Source organism: Candidatus Symbiopectobacterium sp. 'North America', assembly GCF_015762685.1.
Lineage (GTDB): Bacteria > Pseudomonadota > Gammaproteobacteria > Enterobacterales > Enterobacteriaceae > Symbiopectobacterium.
In genome coordinates, this window is sequence record NZ_PEHF01000074.1 from 1 (window position 1) to 21,118 (window position 21,118).

Here is a 21,118-nt window from a genome sequence, read left to right on the forward strand (position 1 = left end):
CTTTATGTAAACAATCAATTATCTCCTTAGCGTGGTTTTTTACATCATTGACCTTCAAACCCCTCAGCTGAGTCTGAGGTGTACGGGAGCCAGTCTCCCCCTACTGTGAAAGAGAAAGGGTATTTTCAACATTCACTTTCTTAATCATTAACTTACATCATGATGTTGAACAGCCGATCGCTCGCTGATTTGCGACAACAATAATAAGCAGAAAGATAATAAATGAAACCATTTCAGAAGCATTTTATTCTTCAAGTCAATTTACGACGTCTCATTCTTTTCATCGCACTTTCGGGTATGTCAGTTATTTTTGTAAATAGCTATTTCGCCTTCTACGACACACAAAAAAAGTTATTGACCGATCAGTTTTTTAAAATAAATCTCAACTATTCATTAAAACTCGCAAATACCGTCGAGACTTTTTTCCTCTTCCCAATCACAGCTCAGTTTTAGTGCTCAACTGCTCGCCGATAACATGAAAAACGCCGACACGCTGCAAAAAGAGGTCGAGCGAATTCGGCAGATTGGTCATCGCTTTAATTCCGTCTCGGTCATTGACAAACAGAGCTACATTCGCGCGTTCTCCCCATTGCAACCAGGAGTCATTGATGCGTGCCTGACATCCCCTTCCCATGCGGCCACCGTTCAGGCCAACACCTTTTTTATCAGTCAGCCCTATGTTTCTCTGATTGATAACCTGATTGTCTATATTTTTGTTCCTATCCACAATGCCGAGGGCGAACAGCTAGGGTACGTCGGCGGTTCTATTTATCTCAACAACCGCAATGCGACAAATGAATTTATGAATTCGCAGTTTGATGACGATAATTACGATACCTATGTCCTCAATAAAGATGGCACAATTATTTATCATCATGATAAAAGCCGAATCGGGCAAAAAATAGACGACAACTCCTTAAAACAGATGGCGCTATTGGGGAATAAAGGTAATTTTCGTCTGACCGATTCGCAAGGAGCAACATTTTTAGCCAGGCTCGCCAAAGTTAAACGCGCAGATTGGATTATTCTTACACTACAAACAGAACAAATTGTCACTCAGGTATTAAATAACGTAATGATTGATTTGACAAAAAAACTGCTCCCGTGCTGCTCATCACCCTGTTCATGATTACCTTGTTGACGATCTACATCGCCAAACCGTTGCGCATGCTGGGATTGGCAGCCAGCCGTATGGACGATCCGGATGTCATCAGCAAAATTCGTGCGGTATCCTCCTGGTATTTCGAAGTCGAGCACCTTAAGCGCGTCATCCTATGGGGCACAATTCTGCTACATAAACGTATCGGAAAACTCAGTTCGCAGGCTCACACCGACCCGCTCACCGGCCTACTCAACCGGCGTGGATTGCACGAAAACATTGAAATGTCGCTGCTCAACAACAGCGTCGTTTCAGTGATTTTTATCGACATTGATCACTTTAAAAATGTGAATGACACCTACGGGCATGATGTGGGTGATGAAGTGATAAAAATGCTGGGATGACATTTAAAAACCAACTCGCGCAAAACGGATCTGGTGTGCCGAACCGGCGGTGAAGAGTTTTTAATGCTGCTGCCCGGTATTGATATCCATCTGGCTGTGGTCATTGCCGAGCGGCTACGCAAAAATGTCGCGGAAATGAGTTTTCCCATCTGCCAACACATCACCATTTCGATTGGCGTAACCTCCTTCCTGCCGAAAGAAGTGCCTATCGATGCCGCACTTAAAACCGCTGATAACGCACTGTATCGCGCTAAAAAGGCCGGGCGCAACAAAGTGATTGTGCAGGATATCCCAGAGGACTTGGCGCTGATGCTGCATAAACAGCACAAGGATTAGCGATGTCGTGGGAAAGAAAAACTGGGCGCTGGCGATACTGCGCCCAGAAGAGAGATCAAAACGAGGTCCAGTCCTGATTATTCTGTGCGGATGTGCCTGTGGCCAAGGCCAGCGTGGGCTTGGCAGGCCGGGCAACCGTTGATTCCCGCACGGCCAACGGCGTGGCAACCGCCTCCCCAGCGTTAAGTTTGAATGCACTCACTGTATGGGTTAATGCCGACGCCTGGGATTGCAGCGATATCGCCGCTGCCGCTGACTCTTCCACCAGCGCGGCATTCTGCTGGGTCGTGGTATCAATCTGCCAAACCGCGACGTTAATCTGGCTAACGCCATCGCTCTGCTCTTGGCTGGCTTGAGAAATCTCCGTAATGATGGCGTTAACGTCCTGCACATGGTTGGTCAAACGACCCAGAGTTTCATCGGCACTGTCTACCAGATTCATCCCGTCTTGAATGTTGCTGACGGAATCATCGATCAGCGTCTTAATCTCCTTGGCTGCCGTCTCACTGCGCTGCGCCAGTGAACGCACTTCGCTGGCGACCACGGCAAAACCGCGCCCTTGCTCACCCGCGCGCACCGCTTCAACGGCTGCATTGAGTGCCAGAATATTGGTTTGAAATGCAATGCTGTCGATAACGCCAATAATCTCAGCCATGCGCTGCGATGATGATTGAATACCACGCATTTTTTGCGTCACCGAGAGCATCACTTCACTGCTGTTTTTGGCAGCATCTGATGCCTGATGCGAAACCGACGTTGCCTGGCGAGTATTATTTGCGGTGTTCTTGATGGTTGAGGTCAGCTCTTCCATGGAGGAGGCGGTTTGTTCCAGCGAACTGGCCTGCTCTTCAGTACGCGCAGAGAGATCCTGATTCCCCGCGGCAATCTGTGAAGTCGCAATGGAAATCGCCTCGGCACCGTCGCGTACTTGGCTCACAATATGACGCAGGCTGCTGTTCATGTTATCCAATGCCTTGAATCCACTGCCGAGGCGATAACCGATGCGCCAGTTAGCGATATTCATTCTTCACTCCTTTCCATATTGCGTATCACAGCCAGGTTATTCTTCCATTGTTCAATCCCATCAGAATGAGTGATGACCTGTTGTTGACGAAGCCTGTCTCGCGTTAACACTAAGCAATATAAATGGCTGTTTCGCCGATGTTAGGGAAATAGTATCCCCTCACCCATGATTCAGTGCTATCATCGAAAAAATAAAATCTAACGCTAAGAATTGCTGCTTAATGTTCCCCAGCAGTCATCGTCAAAATACGTTGCTGATGGTTATTGTTTGCTTCATTTTGCCCCAAATTACCCCTGATGTTTCTAGTTTTATCGGCAGTAAGCATATCATCTTTACCTCATTGATCGTTTTAATCACTTAAAAATTAACAAAAAAAGCCAGCACCTATCAATTTAAGTAGATCGATCGACAGAATCATGCAATAAGTAAAAGATACCTCTGTTGATATTATTTAATAGGGTAAGTGCCGCATCAGATGCAGAGAAAATAGAAAATATTTCTCGTGTAATTCTCGTAGAAAGGATATTTATCGCTAAGAAAAATAGCGTGAAATAACGGTACGACAACGAAAGCAGTGCTTATCGAAATAAAAAGTAAACGTGGATACCCTTATAATCACGACGCCCGGCGCAATACCGGGCGTCGTGAACAGCACTACTTGCGTGCCAATATCGGCTTGAGGAAACGGGCAGTGTGCGATGCTTCGCAATTGGCAACCGTCTCCGGGGTGCCGGACACCAATATTTGACCGCCACCGCTGCCCCCTTCCGGACCAAGATCCACAATCCAGTCTGCGATTTTAATCACATCCAGATTGTGCTCAATCACCACAATGGTGTTCCCCTGATCGCGCAACTGGTGCAACACATCCAACAGTTGCTGAATATCGACAAAATGTAGCCCAGTGGTTGGCTCGTCAAGAATATACAGGGTTTGCCCCGTTCCTCGCTTGGACAACTCGCGGGACAGTTTCACACGCTGTGCTTCACCGCCGGAGAGCGTGATCGCCGACTGGCCAAGACGAATATAAGAAAGCCCCACATCGATAAGTGTTTGCAGCTTACGCGCCAAGGCAGGAATAGCATCAAAGAAGTCACGCGCCTCTTCAATGGTCATTTCCAGCACTTCGTGAATGCTTTTACCCTTGTATTTGATTTCCAGCGTTTCACGGTTATAGCGTTTGCCTTTGCACTGATCGCACGGCACATAGATATCCGGCAGGAAGTGCATCTCCACTTTTATGACGCCATCGCCCTGACAGGCCTCACAGCGCCCGCCGCGCACGTTGAAACTAAAGCGCCCGGGGTTGTATCCGCGGCTTCTCGCTTCTGGCACGCCAGCAAACAGTTCACGGATGGGGGTAAATACACCTGTGTAGGTCGCCGGGTTGGAACGCGGTGTGCGCCCAATCGGACTTTGATCGATATCGATCACCTTATCAAAATGTTCAAGGCCGTGAATCTCACGGTACGGTGCCGGTTCCGCCAGCGTAGCGCCATTGAGCTGACGTTGCGCCAGCGGAAACAGCGTATCGTTAATCAGCGTCGATTTACCGGAACCAGAAACACCGGTGATACAAGTGAACAGCCCGACAGGCAGCGTCAGCGTGACATCTTTCAGGTTGTTGCCTTTAGCACCCACCAGCTTCAGCACTTTGGTGGGATCGGCAGGCACACGTTGCGACGATACTGAGATTTTTCGCTCACCGCTCAGGTACTGGCCGGTCAACGATTCTGGCACCGCCATAATCTGTTCTACCGAGCCTTCCGCTACCACCTGGCCGCCGTGTACCCCCGCGCCAGGTCCGATATCAATCACATGATCCGCTGCGCGAATGGCGTCTTCATCATGCTCCACCACAATCACCGTGTTGCCCAGATTGCGCAGGTGAATCAATGTCTCCAATAGGCGTTCGTTGTCTCGCTGGTGCAAGCCAATGGAAGGTTCATCCAGTACATACATCACCCCCACCAGCCCGGCACCAATTTGGCTCGCCAGTCGAATACGCTGTGCTTCACCGCCGGAAAGCGTTTCGGCAGAACGCGACAGCGACAGGTAGTTCAATCCTACGTTCACCAGGAATTTCAGGCGATCGCCGATCTCCTTCAACACTTTTTCAGCAATCTGCGCGCGCTGACTACTTAGCTTCATGTTCTGGAAGAACGTCATCGCATGGCCGATGCTCATGTCGGAAATCTGCGGCAGCGTGGTCTGTTCGACAAACACATGGCGCGCTTCCTTACGCAGACGCGTGCCGCTGCAACTGGCACAAGGACGGTTACTAATAAACTTGGCCAGTTCTTCGCGCACCGCGCTTGATTCGGTTTCCTTGTAACGCCGCTCCATGTTGTTCAACACGCCCTCGAAAGGATGGCGTCGCACGGACGTATCGCCACGATCGTTGATGTATTTGAACTCGATAGTGTCTTTACCGGAACCGTAAAGAATGACGTGACGAATTTTTTCACTCAGGCTGTCGTAGGGTGCCTCGACATCAAAACGGTAATGCTCCACCAGTGAACGTAGCATCTGAAAATAGTAAAAGTTACGTCGATCCCAGCCGCGAATAGCACCGCCTGCCAACGACAGCTCACCGTTTTGCACCACACGTGCCGGATCGAAGAACTGCTGCACGCCCAACCCATCACAGCTCGGACAAGCGCCAGCCGGATTGTTGAAGGAGAACATGCGAGGCTCCAGCTCATGCATGCTATAGCCACACTGCGGACAAGCGAAATTGGCGGAGAACAGCAGTTCAGGCTGCTTGCTATCATCCATATCCGCCACAATGGCGCTACCGCCGGAAAGCTCCAGCGCGGTTTCAAACGATTCCGCCAGACGCTGTGCCAAATCTTCACGCACTTTGAAACGATCGACGACCACTTCAATGGTGTGTTTCTTCTGTAATTCCAGCTTGGGTGGATCGGAAAGATCGCACACCTCACCGTCGATACGGGCGCGGATATAGCCTTGTGTCGCCAGATTTTCCAGCGTTTTGGTGTGCTCCCCTTTGCGATCTTTAACAATGGGGGCGAGCAGCATCAGGCGAGTACCTTCCGGCTGTGCCAACACGTTATCCACCATCTGGCTGACGGTCTGCGCCGCTAGCGGCACATCGTGATCCGGACAGCGCGGCTCACCCACGCGGGCAAAGAGCAAGCGCAAATAGTCGTGAATCTCGGTGATGGTGCCCACGGTTGAGCGCGGGTTATGGGACGTGGATTTTTGCTCAATGGAAATCGCCGGTGCCAACCCTTCGATATGATCGACGTCCGGCTTCTCCATTAAAGAGAGAAACTGGCGCGCATAGGCAGACAACGATTCAACGTAGCGCCGCTGCCCTTCCGCATACAGGGTATCAAACGCCAGCGACGATTTACCGGACCCCGACAGCCCGGTGACTACAATCAGTTTATCGCGCGGTATTACCAGATTGATATTTTTGAGGTTATGAGTACGGGCACCACGAACTTCGATCTTATCCATTCACATACATCCCGGAGTTAACGCTATTTTTCATCATCCCGCAGGCGGAGATAACCGGTACGAAACGTGCAATTATGACACAAAAAAACACCCGCTGCGTTTTTTAGCACCGCAGATGGCGGCTCAGTGGGGGGACAAGCAGAAGAAACACGCTAACAAAAAACTGAATAAATATCCAGTACTCTAATGCAACAATGTAACCAATAAAAAAAGTGTGGATGCAACATCGCGGGTACTCAGCACAGTGCTGGCATGTTATGATTTCTTCTGGCTTAGACTTTACGTATTGACTCATCAGGAGACACAAGCATGGCCAGCAGAGGCGTTAATAAAGTGATTCTTGTCGGGAATCTGGGGCAAGACCCGGAAGTCCGTTATCTGCCGAACGGTGGTGCCGTTGCTAACCTGACTCTGGCCACGTCAGATACCTGGCGCGACAAGCAGACCGGCGAGCAGAAAGAGCGCACAGAATGGCACCGCGTCACGCTGTACGGAAAGCTGGCTGAAGTGGCTGGAGAATACCTGCGCAAAGGCTCACAGGTGTATGTTGAAGGTCAACTGCGTACGCGCAAATGGCAGGATCAGAGCGGGCAGGATCGTTACACCACGGAAGTGGTGGTAGACATTTCCGGCTCTATGCAGATGCTGGGCGGCCGTCAGGGCGTTGGTGCCCCGGCAGGCGGCAACGCAGGCAACAACGCGCCGCAGGGTGGCTGGGGACAACCGCAGCAGCCTCAGGGTGGTCAGGCCTTCAGCGGCGGCACACAGCAAGCACCGCGCCAACAGAACAATGCTCCGATTTCTGGCGGCAATGAACCTCCGATGGACTTTGACGACGATATTCCGTTCTAAGTTGTTGGTTCAGCAAAAACATAACGCCCTGCTTTAGCAGGGCGTTATGTTTGAAACATTCATGTTGAAATATTCATAATGGTACGACACCGCCCGCCATCCACTATTTCATCATTCCCCCGTTATACAGCTCATCGCCCCTTCCCGAATTAATCATTTCTTTAACATACTGCCGACGCTCAGAGCGCGCTTTCGCACTCTTCGCTCGATTTTCCAGATATTGATCTTCTCGTTCACGCATAACTTGCATGTTTTTTTGTGAGCGATTAAAGCTGGCACTGGCGTTTTTAATCAACGTATCAATAGTTGCCTTGATCTTTTCCAAGTTGGTCATTTTTGATGCATGATGCGGGTAAGAAGACGTTTCTATTTTACCTGTCAGTTGCTTTACACGCGCACTTACCGTGTCTATATCGGTTAACACCCGTATAAGGCTATTTGCATTAGGACGTTGCCAGAATGTAGGATTTCGCAAATCGCGATTAAACGTCGCCACCTGATTTTCAAAGTATCTCAAGGCCTTTATCAATGCCAAGATATCCTTCATGCGGACCGTTTTGGCACTGGTTGTGGTTTCTCTATTAGCCGCACTGGTTTGATTACTGTTAGCTGCCGAAATACTCATCATTACCGCTGATACCCTTCCATTATTAAATTCAGCAGAAATGCTATAAGGTGATCGACGGGTAATCTTCCATTTACAGTTCGCTATCAGAGTCCAGCCCGGCGTCTGAATCGATTATCGCAACGCGTGCTATGTTTCCCGCTCTGCCACCTGTACTTTTGCCGTTTTTTGCATTATTTGGCGCAAGCGGGAGAGCCCAATATCATGTTGATAAAGGTATTCATAAGCGTTCGCGTCCGGTACCAGGTTCTCCAGCAAGATGCGATCCTGTTCCAGCACGGCCCAATGCAATTTCTCTAAACGGTTTCGGTACATAAAACGCCACATATCACACTGCCCACGCTTAACGCAATGTGTATCCCCCGTCGTAATAGAGTGTGTTGCCCGTCATGTCCGTATTATCGATCAGGAATAGCGCCGCGTCGGCCTGCACTTCTACCGTAGCAGGGCGTTGCAATACATTGAGTTTGCACCACTGTTGGTAAGCCGCTTCGCGTACCTGTGCCGGGCGTTGCTGCCACAGCGTGCTGTCGGTCGTTCCCGGTGATAAGCAGTTTATCCTGCGTGGGGCCAGTTCAACGGCCAGTACGCGCGCCAGACCCTCCAGGGCCGCATTGCACGCGGCATAAGCGGGCGCGCCAAGGCGACACGAAGAAGCGGCACCCGACATCAATACCACCGCCGCATCCGGAAACAGCGAGGGCAATGCGGCATAAACTGCCCAATATTGCCCCCAAAATTTTGCCTGAAACAGCGCTTCGCTGGTCTCCAGGCTCCCCTCTTGAAACGCCCCCGTAGTGTAAGATGCGGCGGGTGTAAACAGCCCGGCAAGCGAGGTGGTTTGCGCGAAGAAGGCGGCCAGAGAAGCGCGATCGGTAATGTCAACAGCATAGGCAGATGCCCGCTCGCCCAGTGACTGGAGCGCAGTGGCCCGCTTTTCTGCCGAACGCCCGCCGATCGCCACGCGCGACCAATCGCTGAGCCAGAGCGAATCCAATGCCTGAAGTGCCACCAAGAATGGCGTAAGTCTGTGTCTTTTTCATAAAACAGAGCTTATTGACGAATATCATTCCGGTAAAATGAAATAAACTATCAACATTTATTCCTGATATTCAGCAATAGGTGTTATGCGACATTACCCGGGAGATGACATCGGCGTATTTCTGGCCGTGTGTGACAGCGGCAACTTCACCGCAGCAGCAGCTCTGCTTGGGCTCACCCCTTCAGCGGTCACCAAAGCCATTCAGCGCTTGGAAAACCGCCTGAAAACCCCATTATTTACTCGCACCACCCGACAGCAGACCATAACGGCAGAGGGTGTGATTTATCGGGATGCCTGCCGAACAGCAAGACACGAGGTTGATCGCGTCGAAACGCTGCTTGCCAATACCATGGCTGAACCCGCAGGCCAGCGTTAGTCAAGGAGGAACTCGAGCGCGGCGTGCTGGTTAGCGTTCTGGACGAAGTTATTGCCGGACATTTGCCTATTCATGCTCTATGGCGGGCAACACTGGTAATGTTGCCCCGCTTGCGTCTGGCAATAGATGCGCTGGTCGAGGCCACCGCCGCACAGTTTTAGTGGGCAATCAGGCGAGCGCGCTGAGGCACTTTACCGATTCTCGCACCACCAAATGCCCGGCCAATTCAACATGCTGTGTCACCCCCAGCGACTGTGCGGGAACCAGTTGCTGGGTTAATAGTTGCAGTGTGGCTCTGGCAACCGCATCAAGCGGCATGTGCACCGTGGTCAGTGACACCGGCAGCATATCCAGTGGCAAAATATTATCCATTCCCACCAACGACATATCATCTGGAACGCGAATGCCACGCTGCACCAACGCATCCACCACGCCCACCGCCTGATTGTCCGCAGCGCAAAAAATCGCAGTCACACCCAAGCGGTCAGGATGTGCGGAAAGCCAGCGCAGCATGGCGTCACGCGCAGTGAGGGGGTGGAAATCAGGCGAAGCCAGAATCAGTGACTCATCGACAGCAATTCCTGCCTTCAGCAAGGCATCACGGTAGCCGCGTTCCCGCTGCTTAATAGTGATGCAAGACGACCAGGTTAAATGCAGAATTCGCCGGTGCCCATGTTCTATCAGATGACGAACGGCACAGGCTGCGGCGGCATAGTTAGCGGGGGTAACGCGGTTTAAACGCATGGAGGGATCTTCACCGTTGATCAGCACGGCAGGTATTCCACTTTTCACCACCGCCTGCAACAAGGGGATACTCTCGTCATTGACGATCACAATGCCACTCTGCCGCATACCTTGCAGCGACGCACTCATTTGCTCTTCCGTCATGGCGTCATGCTCCGAGGGAAATGGACGCAGTCGGATATTACGCTGCGCGCACAAGGTTTTGAGCGTATTGATCAATGACAGGGAAACCAGATTGTAGTCACTTTCCAGCATCAGGTTGCGTGGCGCTGCCAACAAAACATGGCGCAAGGGATCCAAGGCTTCGGCCACAGGTTTCGCCAATTTATGCAGCGGATAACCCTGTTCAGCGGCAATCGACAGTATCTGCTGTTTGACTTTGGCACTGATCGGCGCAGTACCATTTAATACACGAGAAACCGTACTGATAGAGACGCCTGCACACTCAGCGATATCCTTTAATGTTGCCATTTTTCCTTCATCCCTGTGTTTGCGAGGCTCACGATAGACGGTTTTAGCAAGAAATTACTCTAATGCATCAGCCCCTCTTTCCTATCGCTTATCTCTACACTGTCGAAGGTTAACGCAATAACAACCATAAGAACATTTGCACGCAGACACGGGCCAAAGCCGCCATGTCACATTCTCTTACGTCTTTCTGCTGGCATTTGAATTGTTATATTATAACATAGTAATAAATTTCTCTCTGTATGGCACACACGAGTGAGCTTCTATTCTCTTTCCGTCTGGGCGCGTATCAGCATTGCGCTGGCGATGTTGGTGTTGTTATGGGCGCTGGTCGCCTGGGCGGTATCGCTACCATGATCGCGCTGCACAACCTCACCTTCGGCTACACCGCATCTTCACCACTTGACACGCTGAGTGGCAGCTTCAGCGCAGGTTCACTGACGGCCATCGTCGGTGAAAACGGCAGTGGCAAATCGACGCTGTTAAAAACCCTTGCCGGACTGATTCCTCCCTTGGCAGGCTCGTTGACGCACGATGGCAACGCCGTGCCACGCATTGGCTATTTGCCACAGTTGTCGGAGTTCGATCGCCAGTTTCCGTTGAGCGTCATGGATTTGGTGTTGATGGGCAGCCTGCCGCAGCGCGGCCTGTTCGGTGGCCTCAATAGTCTCTGGAGGCGTAACGCGTATGCCGCGTTGGAGGCGGTTGCAATGACCGCGTTCGCCACCCGTCCTATCGGCCATTTATCGGGAGGCCAGCTACAGCGCGTCCTGTTTGCCCGCTTACTGTTGATGGACGCTCCGGTGATGCTGCTGGACGAGCCGTTTACCGGTGTTGATGCCGAAACAACACAGGCTCTGCTGACCTTGATGCACCAACGTCATCAGCAAGGATGCACCGTTCTGGCGGTGCTGCACGATCGTGACATTGTCGACCGCCATTTTCCGCTGGTGCTACAGCTCAGCGCCGCTGGCCATCGCTGGGGCGCAACCCACGATATATTCACCTCGGCACACTCAGCACCCCAGGGCACGCAGGCGCGGATCAGGGCGGTAGTATGATGACAATAAGTCTCCTTTCACCGCTGGTAGAGTTCGGGTTTATGCGGCGCGCACTGGTGGGATGTATTGCGCTCACGCTCAGTGCCACGCCGCTGGGCTGCTTTTTGTTGCTACGCCGCATGAGTTTGATCGGCGATGCGCTGTCGCACGCGGTGCTGCCCGGCGTCGCCATCGGGTATCTGCTCTCCGGCATGTCGCTGTTGGCAATGGGGACCGGCGGGTTTATCGCCGGGCTGATCGTGGCGCTGCTTTCCGGTTTTGTCAGTCGTAACACGGCGTTAAAAGAGGACGCCAGCTTCGCCGGGCTCTATCTGGGTTCGTTGGCACTCGGTGTGACGTTAGTATCACTGCTTGGCTCCAGCGTTGATCTGCTGCACGTGCTGTTTGGATCAATTTTGGCGGTCGATCGCGGCGCGTTGATCGATATCTGCCTGATCTGTTCGGTCTCAATACTGCTGTTGGCATGTCTCTATCGTGCGCTGGTGATCGAATCATTTGATACCACCTTTATGCAGCTCGCCTCACCGCGAGGGCACACGCAGATCCACGCGTTATTCCTCGCACTGGTGGTACTCAATCTGGTGGCAGGGTTTCAACTGCTGGGCACGCTGATGACGGTCGGCATGATGATGCTACCCGCGACCTGCGCCCGTTTCTGGACAGCTCGCTTGCCCGTCATGCTGGCGGTCTCGGTGCTGGTGGGCATCGCGTCCAGCCTTATCGGCTTGCTGTGGTCCTACTATGCCTCACTGCCCGCCGGGCCTGCCATCATTCTGACCGCCACGCTGTTTTTCGCGTTCTCGGTCGCCTTCGGCGCTGAGGGCGGCATGCTTCGCCTGCGCCGCTAATATCATCCACATGTCATCAATGAGGACATCATGAAACATCCTGTCATCGCACTGGCACTTTCCAGCCTGTTATTCAGCACGTTTGCGATGGCGAAGCCGTTGCAGGTTGTCGCTAGCTTTTCCGTTTTAGGCGATATGGTCAGCCACATTGGCGGCGATCGCATCGTCGTCACCGATTTGGTCAAGCCCAACGGCGATCCCCATGAATTCGAACCCTCGCCGCAAGACAGCAAAACGCTCGCGAGCGCGGATCTGGTTGTTGTTAACGGGCTAGGCCTGGAGGGCTGGTTAACGCGTCTGGTATCCGCTTCCGGTTATCAAGGGAAAGTGGTGACCGCCTCGCAGGGCATCCACACACTGGCAATGGAAGAAGAGGGAAAAACCCAGACCGATCCGCACGCCTGGAACAGCGCAGCGAATGGGATTATCTACGCGCAGAATATCATCGATGCGCTAGCCAGCGCGGCACCGCAGGATGCTGACTATTTTCGCCAGCAGGGAAAAGCCTATATTCAGCAATTTCAGGCGCTGGATGATTATGCCAAGAAAACCTTCTCCGCTATTGCGCCAGAAAAAAGCAAAGTGCTCACCAGCCACGATGCGTTTGGCTATTTCAGCCAGGCCTATGGCGTAACCTTCCTGTCACCTCTGGGTTATTCAACGGAAGCGGAGGCCAGCAGCAAGCAGGTTGCTGAGCTTATTCGCCAGATCAAACAAGAGAAGGTCGCCAGCTACTTTATCGAGAACCAGACCGATCCTCGTTTGGTGAAACAGATAGCTAACGCCAGCGGCGCACAACCGGGCGGTGAACTCTACCCGGAAGCGTTAACCGACAGCAAGGGCCCGGCCGCCAGCTACACCGCTGCGTTCAAACACAATGTGGACACCCTTGCCGCCAGCATGAAGTAAACGAGGCATCTGGCGCGCGGGCTATTTCGCCCCTTGGGCCAGATATTTCTGCATCTCCGCGTCCGGCACCATGCCACCGCCCGTCGGCCACACCAGATGCGTTGCCTGTTGCATCGCCGAAGCAGATAACGACAAACGCGACAGGTATTCCGCGTTGCCTGCCACGCGCCGCGGCCCGGCCATTCCGGGCAACGCCGAGGGTTCCAGACAAAGCGCTTTGGTTTGCGCCAGCATCGCCAGCAAGCGATACATTTCGTCATCGCTCAGCGTGTAATAACCGTCAATCAGCCGCGCCATGGCACGTCCAACAAAACCGGATGGACGTCCCACCGCCAAGCCATCGGCAGCCGTCAGGTTATCGATGCCCAAATCCTGCACCGCAATACCGTCGTGCAAGCCAGTGTACACGCCCAGCAGCATACAGGGTGAGTGCGTTGGCTCAACAAAAATACAGTGCACGTGATCGCCAAACTCCAATTTCAGACCGAACGCCACCCCGCACGGCAAGTAGACAAACAGAGGGTGTTCCGCATCTACCACCATGCCACGCTCAGCAAACTGGGCTTTGAGCCGATCATCGGCAACCACATAGCCAAGAAACAGCGAGCGAGAATTCTCGTCATCAATAAAAAAGCAGTAGGGATCGTCCTGTGCGGCTTTGCGTCCTTGTTCAACGGCGACGCCGTAATCCTGTTGATATTCCACGACGTCAACGCCGTGTGCGCGCAATCTGTCCTTTTTCCATTGGCGCGCATCCGCCGACATGTGTACCGAAACCTTGAAGCCCAGGGTCGCCCCCATAATCCCGATCGACATACCGAGATTGCCGGTCGAGCCCACGGCAATGCGGTATTGGCTAAAGAAGTGCCGCGCCTCTTCGTTCGCCAGTTGACGGTAATCATCCGTGGCGGCAATCAATCCCGCCTGTAACGCCAATTGTTCCGCGTGTACCAGCACTTTATAGATACCGCCGCGAGCCTTGATCGAGCCGGAAATCGGCAAGTGGCTATCTTTTTTCAGCCACAGTTTACCGGGCAATGCCTTGCCGTATCGTGCATCCAACGCGGTTTGCATCGCGGCGATGTCAACCATATCGGACTCAATGATGCCTTCACTCGATGCCAACGCGGGAAAAACCTGGCGGAGATAGGGAGCAAAACGGCGTAAGCGCGCATCCGCCGCCTGCACATCAGCGAGCCCAAGCCCAACGTAGGACAATCCCTCGGCAAGCGTGGTGCTCTCCGGGTTAAACCAGGTCACGTCACGCAGCGCAACCAGGCAGGCCATGAGCGGATCGCGCTCAATCAGCGTTTTGATGTGAATATCAACCATTGTTTCCCTGTCTCCCAATGCTTCGCCAACCATACGCCGAATCCCAACGGGGATCACCTGCGGCAGCATCCCCCCACGTTGCCAAAAAAACGTACCGACGCGCGATGTCGATACGGATATCTGTATAAAAAACTTAACACTTCAAGTAAGTTATATTAATTAAAAAATTACCCTAATTGATAATCAGCATTTATAATTATCATTCTCAGCAACGTCGATAGCATGGCAGGGGACAGAGACGGTATTCAGTGGCTTATAACAACCACCCACTGTGTTATCTTGCAACCGGTTCAACATATACAGGTTAAACATTGCGTCATGCGGCAAACTGAAACGCCTTTTCTCAAGCCACGGTAGACATGGCCGATAACTTCACCAGATTGGCAAGGATGCAATATTTGAATCCACATGCCGAGTTATATTCATCACCACTGATTGGATAATAACGATGCTATCCTCCAACAATGCCGGATTATGGTTCAGATTAATCATTTTCATGCTGCTCAGCGCGGTATTGGCGCTGTTCATTGGTCAATCCTTTATTGCGCAGTCAGAACAAAAGCGTTTGGTGAGCTACGCGCAAGAGGTGTTAGCGCAAGGGGTCGCCGTCGCGCAAGAAAGTCGTGACACCATGCAGCGCATACTGTTATTGGGCAATGTCCCCTGCTCCGATGCCGACCTGCGCGAACTAAGCCTGCTGTCCTTTTACGCGCTTAATCTGCGCGACGTGGGACGCATCGAAAACGATCGTCTGATCTGCTCTGCGGGATGGGGAAGACTGAATCCCCCTATCCCGCTGTTTCCGCCCGATCTGACGACATCGACGGGCACACAGCTGTGGACCGCCATGGAAAGGCTGGTTGACCCCAGGATCACCGCCGATATCGCCAGCAACGGAGGCGTAGCGACGATCACCGCTTCGGCTGCTTTTCGCCGCTATTCACAACCTCCACAGGGATACAGCGCCACCTTAATCAATAAGAATCTCGAGCATCCCTACCAAACCTTCGGTTCCCTGACACTCCCCCCATAAAGAAGACTTAAGCAGATTAAAAAACGGCTGGCTCACCCTGGGTACACGCCATTTTTTCACCTGCTCAAACAGCTTTGATATCTGTGTGCTGGCACAGTTTGAGGATGCGGGAGTGATATATCGCCCATGGTATGTGATAGTGGGCATCATTCTAATGGGAGCAGCATTAGGCGGCAGCTTCACGCTGTGTTACTCGCTTTACCGTGAAAAGCGGCGCTCCCTGCCCTGCCAACTGGAACGGGCCCTGAAGAACGATCAACTGCGCGCCCACTACCAGCGCGCTCGCTGATTGGCGTTGAAGCCTTGGCGCGCTGGCGCAACGGCGCGGGTGAGGAAATTTCGCCAGAAGTGTTCGTGCGCATCGCCGAAGAAAACGGCATGATCGATGAGTTAACCCGAGCCATCACCCGCTGTGCAATTCGGGACATGCGGCCTTATCTGACGCAACCATCGTTGCGGTTAGCGACATCATCTCTCCCGACTACCACCGCTTTTTGCAGCATGAGTGCAACGGGGTGATGCGCGAGCGTGTGATTTTAGAACTGACAGAACGCTCTACCGCATCGCCGCAGGTGCTGGAGGTTGCGCTGCAATCGTTGCAGCAGCAAGGGCATAAAATCGCGCTGGATGATTTCGGCACCGGTTATTCAAACCTGGATTACCTGAGCCGTTTCTCATTCAATCTGGTGAAGATAGATAAAATTTTTGTGGGTGCCATCGGCACAGATTTCGTCAACGCCGCCTTCACGGATGTGCTATTCTCTCTGGTACAAAAACTGGATGCCAGCATCGTGGTGGAAGGGGTGGAAACGCAGGAGCAGGCCGCTTATGTGGCGCGACACTGCCCGAATGCGATTGTGCAAGGGTGGTATTTTGGCCGACCGGCGAGCATTGATAAGTTTGTCGAACCTGAACATTACCGCTGCTCGCCCATTGAATCATAACCTGAGCAGCGTGATGCAAAGCGGCACAAGACGTTACACCAAATGCAGTTGCACCGGCTGCGCGTGCAGCAGTTGCTGCGTCTCCGGTGCCAGCGCGCTGTCGGTGACTATATAGGTCAGTGCCGTGAGCGGCGTAACGCAAAACAACGAATAGGCGCCGTACTTGCTGCTGTCGGCCAGCAGCACGCGGCGGCTGGCATTCATACCCAGATCCTGTTTCACCCCGGCTTTCTCTTCGGTTGGCGTGGTGATGCCTTTTTCCATACTCCATGAGTTGCAGCTGATAAAGGCAATATCCGGGTAAATGCTGCGCAACAGGCGGCGACCATGCTCGCCAATGCAAGACTGGCTGCTGTCATCAATACGGCCACCGATAATGGTCACTTCGATCTGTTTGAATTCCGACAAGAACAACGCAATCTGCAAATCCGCCGTAATCACACGCAGCGGCAGGTGCGTCAGGTTACGCGCCAGTTCGAGCATGGTGGTACCCGCATCCAGCACCACAGCATCGCCCGGTTGCACCAGTGACGCTGCGTAGCGGGCAATCGCCTGTTTCTCTGCCAGATTACGATGCAGCTTCTCATTGGTGGTCGGCTGCGAGGGAATAAAACGGTTGAGCGTGACGCCGCCATGGCTGCGGCTGATCACGCCCTGTTCATCAAGCTTGATGAGATCGCGGCGGATCGTCGCCGGCGAGGCGTCGATCACGGCAACCAGTTCGTCTACCGTCACCAGATTATGGCTTTTTAAATAATCCATAATCTGATCGAGACGGCTCTGCCCTTTTACTCTATCTCCGCTAACGCGGAAAGCATCACTCACTGTTTGCCCCACAACGATGTCTATGAGTTGAATCCCCTCCCCTGTCAGGCAAGCTGCATGGCGAGTTGAATCGAGATAGCCATGCTCTCAGACTTCGCTTTACCTGTCCAGGCGATATCAAATGCCGTACCGTGATCGGCCGAGGTGCGAATAAACGGCAAGCCTGCGGTTAAATTCACCCCATCATAAAAACCCAGCAGCTTGAGCGGAATATGGCCTTGATCGTGATACATCGCCACCACCATGTCATATTGCCCTTCATAGGCTTGCAAATAGACGGTATCCGGCGCATAAGGACCGTAGACCTCCAATCCTTTCTCCTTCATCGCTTCAACAGAAGGGCCGACAATGGTGATTTCTTCATCGCCGAACAAGCCGTTCTCGCCTGCATGCGGGTTAACCCCAGCGACAGCGATACGCGGTTTGGTGTAGCCCACACGTTTCAGGAAGGTATCCGCCATACCGATTACGGTTTCTACACGGTCGCGGTTTAGGGTATCCAGGAATTTGCGCAATGCAATGTGCGTTGTCACATGAATGACTTTTAGTTTTTCGGTATACAGCACCATGGCGTAATCCCGGCTGTTGGTCAGCTTCGCCAGCAGTTCGGTATGCCCAGGGTAGATGTGCCCCGCAGAGTGCATCGCTTCCTTGTTTAACGGCGCCGTCGCAATCGCCTGAACCTCCCCCGCCATCACCAACGCAGTGGCCTTTTTAATGCAGCGGTAGGCCAGATCCCCTGCCTGGGCCTGCACCACGCCCGGGATGAGCGCTTGTGGGTCGGCCAGCGGCTCATCAATGATATTAATAATGCCGGGGGCAAAGCGCGCCTGAGCCGGTTCATCAATCACATTCAGCTCAACCTGCGGTACAATATTCAGCGCAAGGATGCGACGCAGCGTTTGCACGCAACCCACTACCACGGCAGATGCGCCAGACAATTCCCTTTCTGCCAGAGATTTAATAATAATCTCTGGACCGATACCCGCCGGGTCACCCATGGTTATTGCAATAATTTTAGTCACTCACTCTCTCCTCAATAAAGCGTAAAACGTGATGCAAGGTGGCTCCATCACCGAAGCCGCCTGCTTTAGTCATGACAGGGATATCGCCGACGATGCTGTCGATGAAGCGTCCCCAAGGTACACAGGACGCAAGCTGTCCTTTGATATGAAACCCGGTAGCACCGAGCGCAGCGGCCACGGCAATCGCCACGTCGCCACCGGAGAGATAGAGCCCTGCCGGACGGCACAACGTCACCGTGCAACGGGCATTTCTCCCAGAAAATCACTGATCCGTTCGCCCAATTGCTGGCGACTGAGGCCGTGCTGTTGGCATATCTGCGCAATCTCGTGGCGCTGTTGCTCATCACGACAGGTGCGAATCAGACAATGTCGGCCTGCCAGCAGCGCGGCAGCAGCGGCGCGCGCGGTATCTTGCGCCAATGTGGTTCCCGCTGGCGTAAGCAAAGGACGAACATCCACATCCAGCAGCGTCACCTGCGATAGCGCACTCACCGCAGCGATCTGTTTTTGCGTCATTTCGCTCATCGATCCCACCACCGCCAGCAACGCGGGGCGTGGTGGCGGCGTGAAACGCAGGGCCTGAGCCAGTGCATCACTGAGGCCAGCTGCACCAACCAACAGCGGTTTCACCGGCAGAGTTTGCGCTACCGCTACGATAAGTGCCAACGTCTGTGGCGTCTCTGCGTCAATAATTACGCTTTTGATACCGGCCTCGCGCAAATGCAGCAGCTTCGCGGCGAGAGCAAAATGATTATTTTCACTCACACTTAATGTGGCCGTGGTCAATGCACTTTGTTCAGCGATACGTTCAGCAATCTCTGCGCTGCGTACCGGCGTTTTCGGATCGCTGGCAAATTCGGTTTCGGTCAGCAATGTCCCATTGACCCACACTTTCCCCTCACGCGTGATACGCCCAAGCGCAGGAACAGCGGGGGCAATCAACGCCATTTCAGCGCCGCTGGCCGTCAAGGCCGCCGCGATCTCCGCGCCAAGGTTGCCGCGCAGCGTGGAGTCAATCTTCTTGAATACCCATCCACTGCCGCCCGCTTCGCGCCAGCGGGTTACGGCGTGCACCACACGCAGCGCGGCGTCTTGCGCGTCCTGTGCCCGGCTGTTGGTATTGATGACCGTCACCTTATGCAAGGCTCCCGTCGTCAATGCGTCCAACTCCAGAATTACATTGACCTGTGCCTGCTGAAGAGCCAGTCCAATCCCGGCATCGTTAGCGCCGGTGAAATCATCTGCGACGACCAACACCTGGTGAGCTGTAAATTCCAGGCTAACATCTTGCCGCTGTGGCATACCCACCTCTTATTTATCGATAACGGCATAACGACGATGGTGTGTCGATTACCTGATAATGATTATATTAAATCATATTTAATTATATGTGAGCAACATCAAATTATTTAAAAGCAATCTAGCCTATAAATTACGCTACAAAATGACGTCAATACATGATCTTTAAGCACGTATTGATTGATAAAAATTACTTTCACTACGTGAACACTGTAAAGGAACACCATAAACATCAATAGCACTATCATCAGCGGCAGCCAGGCCATTAACGATATCCGCTACCTGCTAACCTCACGCCAGCACGTTCTGTTCGTGACTGACCGCAATATCGTGCAGCAGCCCGGTGTACAGGCCCTGCTCAACCAGGTTAAAGCGTGCGTGCCGGCCATCACTCTGATTGATAATGTGCCGCCGGAGCCGAGCCAGCACGATGTCGCTCATATTCTGGAAGCGCTGCCCAATGCCCGCACCGAGCTGGTGATTGGCGTAGGTGGCGGCAGCGTATTGGACGTGGCCAAGCTGCTGTCCCTGCTGTGTGTCGGCGATGACGCAGTCTATCTTGACACCTTGCTGGCTGGTGAAAAACCGACGCACCGCACCGCCTCATTATTGATCCCGACGACGGCGGGCACCGGCTCCGAAGCCACGCCAAACGCCATTCTGGCGATCCCATAGAAAGCCACCAAGGTGGGTATCATCACACCGGTAATGCTGCCGGACTATGTCGCCCTGGTGCCGGAACTGACCACCAGCATGCCGTCTCACATTGCGGCTTCCACCAGTATCGATGCGCTGTCTCACCTGATCGAATGCTTCACCGCGACCATCGCTAACCCGGTGGGCGATAACTACGCGCTGATCGGTTTGAAAAAATTGTTTGCCAATATCGAGCTGTCCATCCGTGAACCCGAGAATCTGGAAGCGCGACTGAACATGCTGTGGGCTTCCTACTACGGCGGTGCCGCGATTGCCCACGCGGGCACACATCTGGTGCACGCCATGTCTTACCCGCTCAGCGGCAAGTATCACATTCCCCACGGCGTGGCTAATGCCATTTTGCTGGCCCCTTGCATGCGCTTTGTGCGTCCAGCGGCGGAAGAGAAATTCGCACAGGCCTATGACCTGCTGCCCGACGCCAACCTGTCGCTCTCCGTCACGGAGAAATCGCACGCGCTGGTCACCTATTTCACCGATCTGGTACAGCGCCTGGCGCTGCCCAGCTCACTGCAACAATTAGGTATCGAAAAAACGCATTTGCCCAATCTGGTCGAAGGGGCTTTGCAGGTTCAGCGTCTTATGAAAAACGTACCCGCCACGGTGAAGGCGGACGACGTGAGCGATATTTATTTGACGCTGTTCTGATTCACAGACTTGGTGTTCTTTTTT

General features: G+C 53.0%; 18 protein-coding genes and 5 pseudogenes. 13 read left to right on the forward strand and 10 right to left on the reverse strand.

Annotated features, from left to right (window positions below; genetic code table 11):
- The first annotated feature begins 475 nt into the window (after positions 1–475).
- Together CS369_RS23855 and CS369_RS23860 are read left to right on the forward strand one after the other, a co-directional pair.
- Positions 476–1,129, forward strand: a complete 654-nt coding sequence (locus CS369_RS23855; RefSeq protein WP_244665045.1) for a cache domain-containing protein — start codon at positions 476–478, stop codon at positions 1,127–1,129.
- A 62-nt stretch (positions 1,130–1,191) separates the two neighbouring features.
- Positions 1,192–1,839: pseudogene (locus tag CS369_RS23860) on the forward strand (GGDEF domain-containing protein).
- Between the two features lie 55 nt (positions 1,840–1,894).
- On the opposite strand, the pseudogene CS369_RS15585 reads toward CS369_RS23860, so the two are convergent.
- Together CS369_RS15585 and uvrA are read right to left on the reverse strand one after the other, a co-directional pair.
- Positions 1,895–2,815: pseudogene (locus CS369_RS15585) on the reverse strand (methyl-accepting chemotaxis protein); the annotation flags it as partial.
- A 702-nt stretch (positions 2,816–3,517) separates the two neighbouring features.
- Positions 3,518–6,349 (reverse strand): excinuclease ABC subunit UvrA, encoded by a 2,832-nt coding sequence (gene uvrA, locus CS369_RS15590; protein ID WP_196907824.1) that lies wholly within the window; start codon positions 6,347–6,349, stop codon positions 3,518–3,520.
- A 309-nt stretch (positions 6,350–6,658) separates the two neighbouring features.
- Between uvrA and CS369_RS15595 the strand changes: the two genes are divergently transcribed.
- On the forward strand, positions 6,659–7,201 hold the full coding sequence (locus CS369_RS15595; protein ID WP_196907825.1) for a single-stranded DNA-binding protein: 543 nt from the start codon (positions 6,659–6,661) through the stop codon (positions 7,199–7,201).
- 103 nt (positions 7,202–7,304) lie between these two features.
- On the opposite strand, the gene CS369_RS15600 is transcribed toward CS369_RS15595, so the two are convergent.
- The 3 genes and pseudogenes from CS369_RS15600 to CS369_RS15610 all read right to left on the reverse strand — a co-directional run bounded on the left by CS369_RS15600 (position 7,305) and on the right by CS369_RS15610 (position 8,838).
- Positions 7,305–7,829, reverse strand: coding sequence for a hypothetical protein (locus CS369_RS15600; RefSeq protein WP_196907826.1), 525 nt, complete (start codon positions 7,827–7,829; stop codon positions 7,305–7,307).
- Between the two features lie 126 nt (positions 7,830–7,955).
- Positions 7,956–8,174 (reverse strand): annotated as a pseudogene (locus CS369_RS15605) (3-phenylpropionate dioxygenase); the annotation flags it as partial.
- The gene (locus CS369_RS15610) at positions 8,170–8,838 is read right to left on the reverse strand and encodes an SDR family oxidoreductase (RefSeq protein ID WP_244665051.1); all 669 of its coding nucleotides are present in this window, start codon (positions 8,836–8,838) and stop codon (positions 8,170–8,172) included. The pseudogene CS369_RS15605 and the gene CS369_RS15610, both read right to left, overlap by 5 nt.
- Before the next feature lie 115 nt (positions 8,839–8,953).
- Between CS369_RS15610 and CS369_RS15615 the strand changes: the two genes are divergently transcribed.
- Entirely contained in the window at positions 8,954–9,244 is a 291-nt protein-coding gene (locus CS369_RS15615; RefSeq protein WP_196907827.1) for a LysR family transcriptional regulator, read from the forward strand.
- A gap of 23 nt (positions 9,245–9,267) precedes the next feature.
- Entirely contained in the window at positions 9,268–9,405 is a 138-nt protein-coding gene (locus CS369_RS15620) for a hypothetical protein (protein WP_196907828.1), read from the forward strand.
- Positions 9,406–9,412: 7 nt separating this feature from the next.
- On the opposite strand, the gene CS369_RS15625 is transcribed toward CS369_RS15620, so the two are convergent.
- Positions 9,413–10,459 (reverse strand): LacI family DNA-binding transcriptional regulator, encoded by a 1,047-nt coding sequence (locus CS369_RS15625; protein ID WP_196907829.1) that lies wholly within the window; start codon positions 10,457–10,459, stop codon positions 9,413–9,415.
- A 317-nt stretch (positions 10,460–10,776) separates the two neighbouring features.
- Here CS369_RS15625 and CS369_RS15630 point away from each other — a divergent pair, with 317 nt between their 5' ends.
- From CS369_RS15630 to CS369_RS15640, 3 genes are read left to right on the forward strand one after another with little or no spacing between them, the layout of a single operon-like run.
- A complete protein-coding gene (locus CS369_RS15630) occupies positions 10,777–11,517 on the forward strand; it encodes a metal ABC transporter ATP-binding protein (RefSeq protein WP_374191070.1) in 741 nt (246 codons plus the stop codon).
- On the forward strand, positions 11,514–12,365 hold the full coding sequence (locus CS369_RS15635; protein WP_196907830.1) for a metal ABC transporter permease: 852 nt from the start codon (positions 11,514–11,516) through the stop codon (positions 12,363–12,365). The genes CS369_RS15630 and CS369_RS15635 overlap by 4 nt, the downstream gene beginning before the upstream one ends.
- A 30-nt stretch (positions 12,366–12,395) precedes the next feature.
- Positions 12,396–13,274 (forward strand): metal ABC transporter substrate-binding protein, encoded by an 879-nt coding sequence (locus CS369_RS15640; RefSeq protein WP_196907831.1) that lies wholly within the window; start codon positions 12,396–12,398, stop codon positions 13,272–13,274.
- 21 nt (positions 13,275–13,295) lie between these two features.
- Here CS369_RS15640 and CS369_RS15645 read toward each other — a convergent pair whose 3' ends face one another.
- Complete coding sequence (locus tag CS369_RS15645) at positions 13,296–14,606, reverse strand: D-serine ammonia-lyase (RefSeq protein WP_196907839.1); 1,311 nt, start codon at positions 14,604–14,606, stop codon at positions 13,296–13,298.
- Positions 14,607–15,054: 448 nt separating this feature from the next.
- Between CS369_RS15645 and CS369_RS23865 the strand changes: the two genes are divergently transcribed.
- From CS369_RS23865 to CS369_RS23875, 4 genes are all read left to right on the forward strand, one after another.
- Entirely contained in the window at positions 15,055–15,639 is a 585-nt protein-coding gene (locus CS369_RS23865; protein WP_244665046.1) for a CSS-motif domain-containing protein, read from the forward strand.
- A 139-nt stretch (positions 15,640–15,778) separates the two neighbouring features.
- Positions 15,779–15,928, forward strand: coding sequence for a hypothetical protein (locus tag CS369_RS23870; RefSeq protein WP_244665047.1), 150 nt, complete (start codon positions 15,779–15,781; stop codon positions 15,926–15,928).
- A gap of 14 nt (positions 15,929–15,942) precedes the next feature.
- Entirely contained in the window at positions 15,943–16,158 is a 216-nt protein-coding gene (locus tag CS369_RS24660; RefSeq protein WP_280514804.1) for a hypothetical protein, read from the forward strand.
- A complete protein-coding gene (locus CS369_RS23875; RefSeq protein ID WP_280514807.1) occupies positions 16,158–16,583 on the forward strand; it encodes an EAL domain-containing protein in 426 nt (141 codons plus the stop codon). The genes CS369_RS24660 and CS369_RS23875 overlap by 1 nt, the downstream gene beginning before the upstream one ends.
- A 33-nt stretch (positions 16,584–16,616) precedes the next feature.
- Here CS369_RS23875 and CS369_RS15655 read toward each other — a convergent pair whose 3' ends face one another.
- The 3 genes and pseudogenes from CS369_RS15655 to CS369_RS15665 form a co-directional block, all read right to left on the reverse strand.
- Positions 16,617–17,432 (reverse strand): DeoR/GlpR family DNA-binding transcription regulator, encoded by an 816-nt coding sequence (locus CS369_RS15655; protein WP_196907840.1) that lies wholly within the window; start codon positions 17,430–17,432, stop codon positions 16,617–16,619.
- 20 nt (positions 17,433–17,452) lie between these two features.
- The gene (locus CS369_RS15660) at positions 17,453–18,433 is read right to left on the reverse strand and encodes a D-threonate 4-phosphate dehydrogenase (protein ID WP_196907832.1); all 981 of its coding nucleotides are present in this window, start codon (positions 18,431–18,433) and stop codon (positions 17,453–17,455) included.
- Positions 18,426–19,735 (reverse strand): annotated as a pseudogene (locus CS369_RS15665) (four-carbon acid sugar kinase family protein). Before CS369_RS15665 ends, CS369_RS15660 begins: the two are co-directional and overlap by 8 nt.
- 222 nt (positions 19,736–19,957) lie before the next feature.
- Here CS369_RS15665 and CS369_RS15670 point away from each other — a divergent pair.
- Positions 19,958–21,094: pseudogene (locus tag CS369_RS15670) on the forward strand (iron-containing alcohol dehydrogenase).
- The last annotated feature ends 24 nt before the right edge of the window (positions 21,095–21,118 follow it).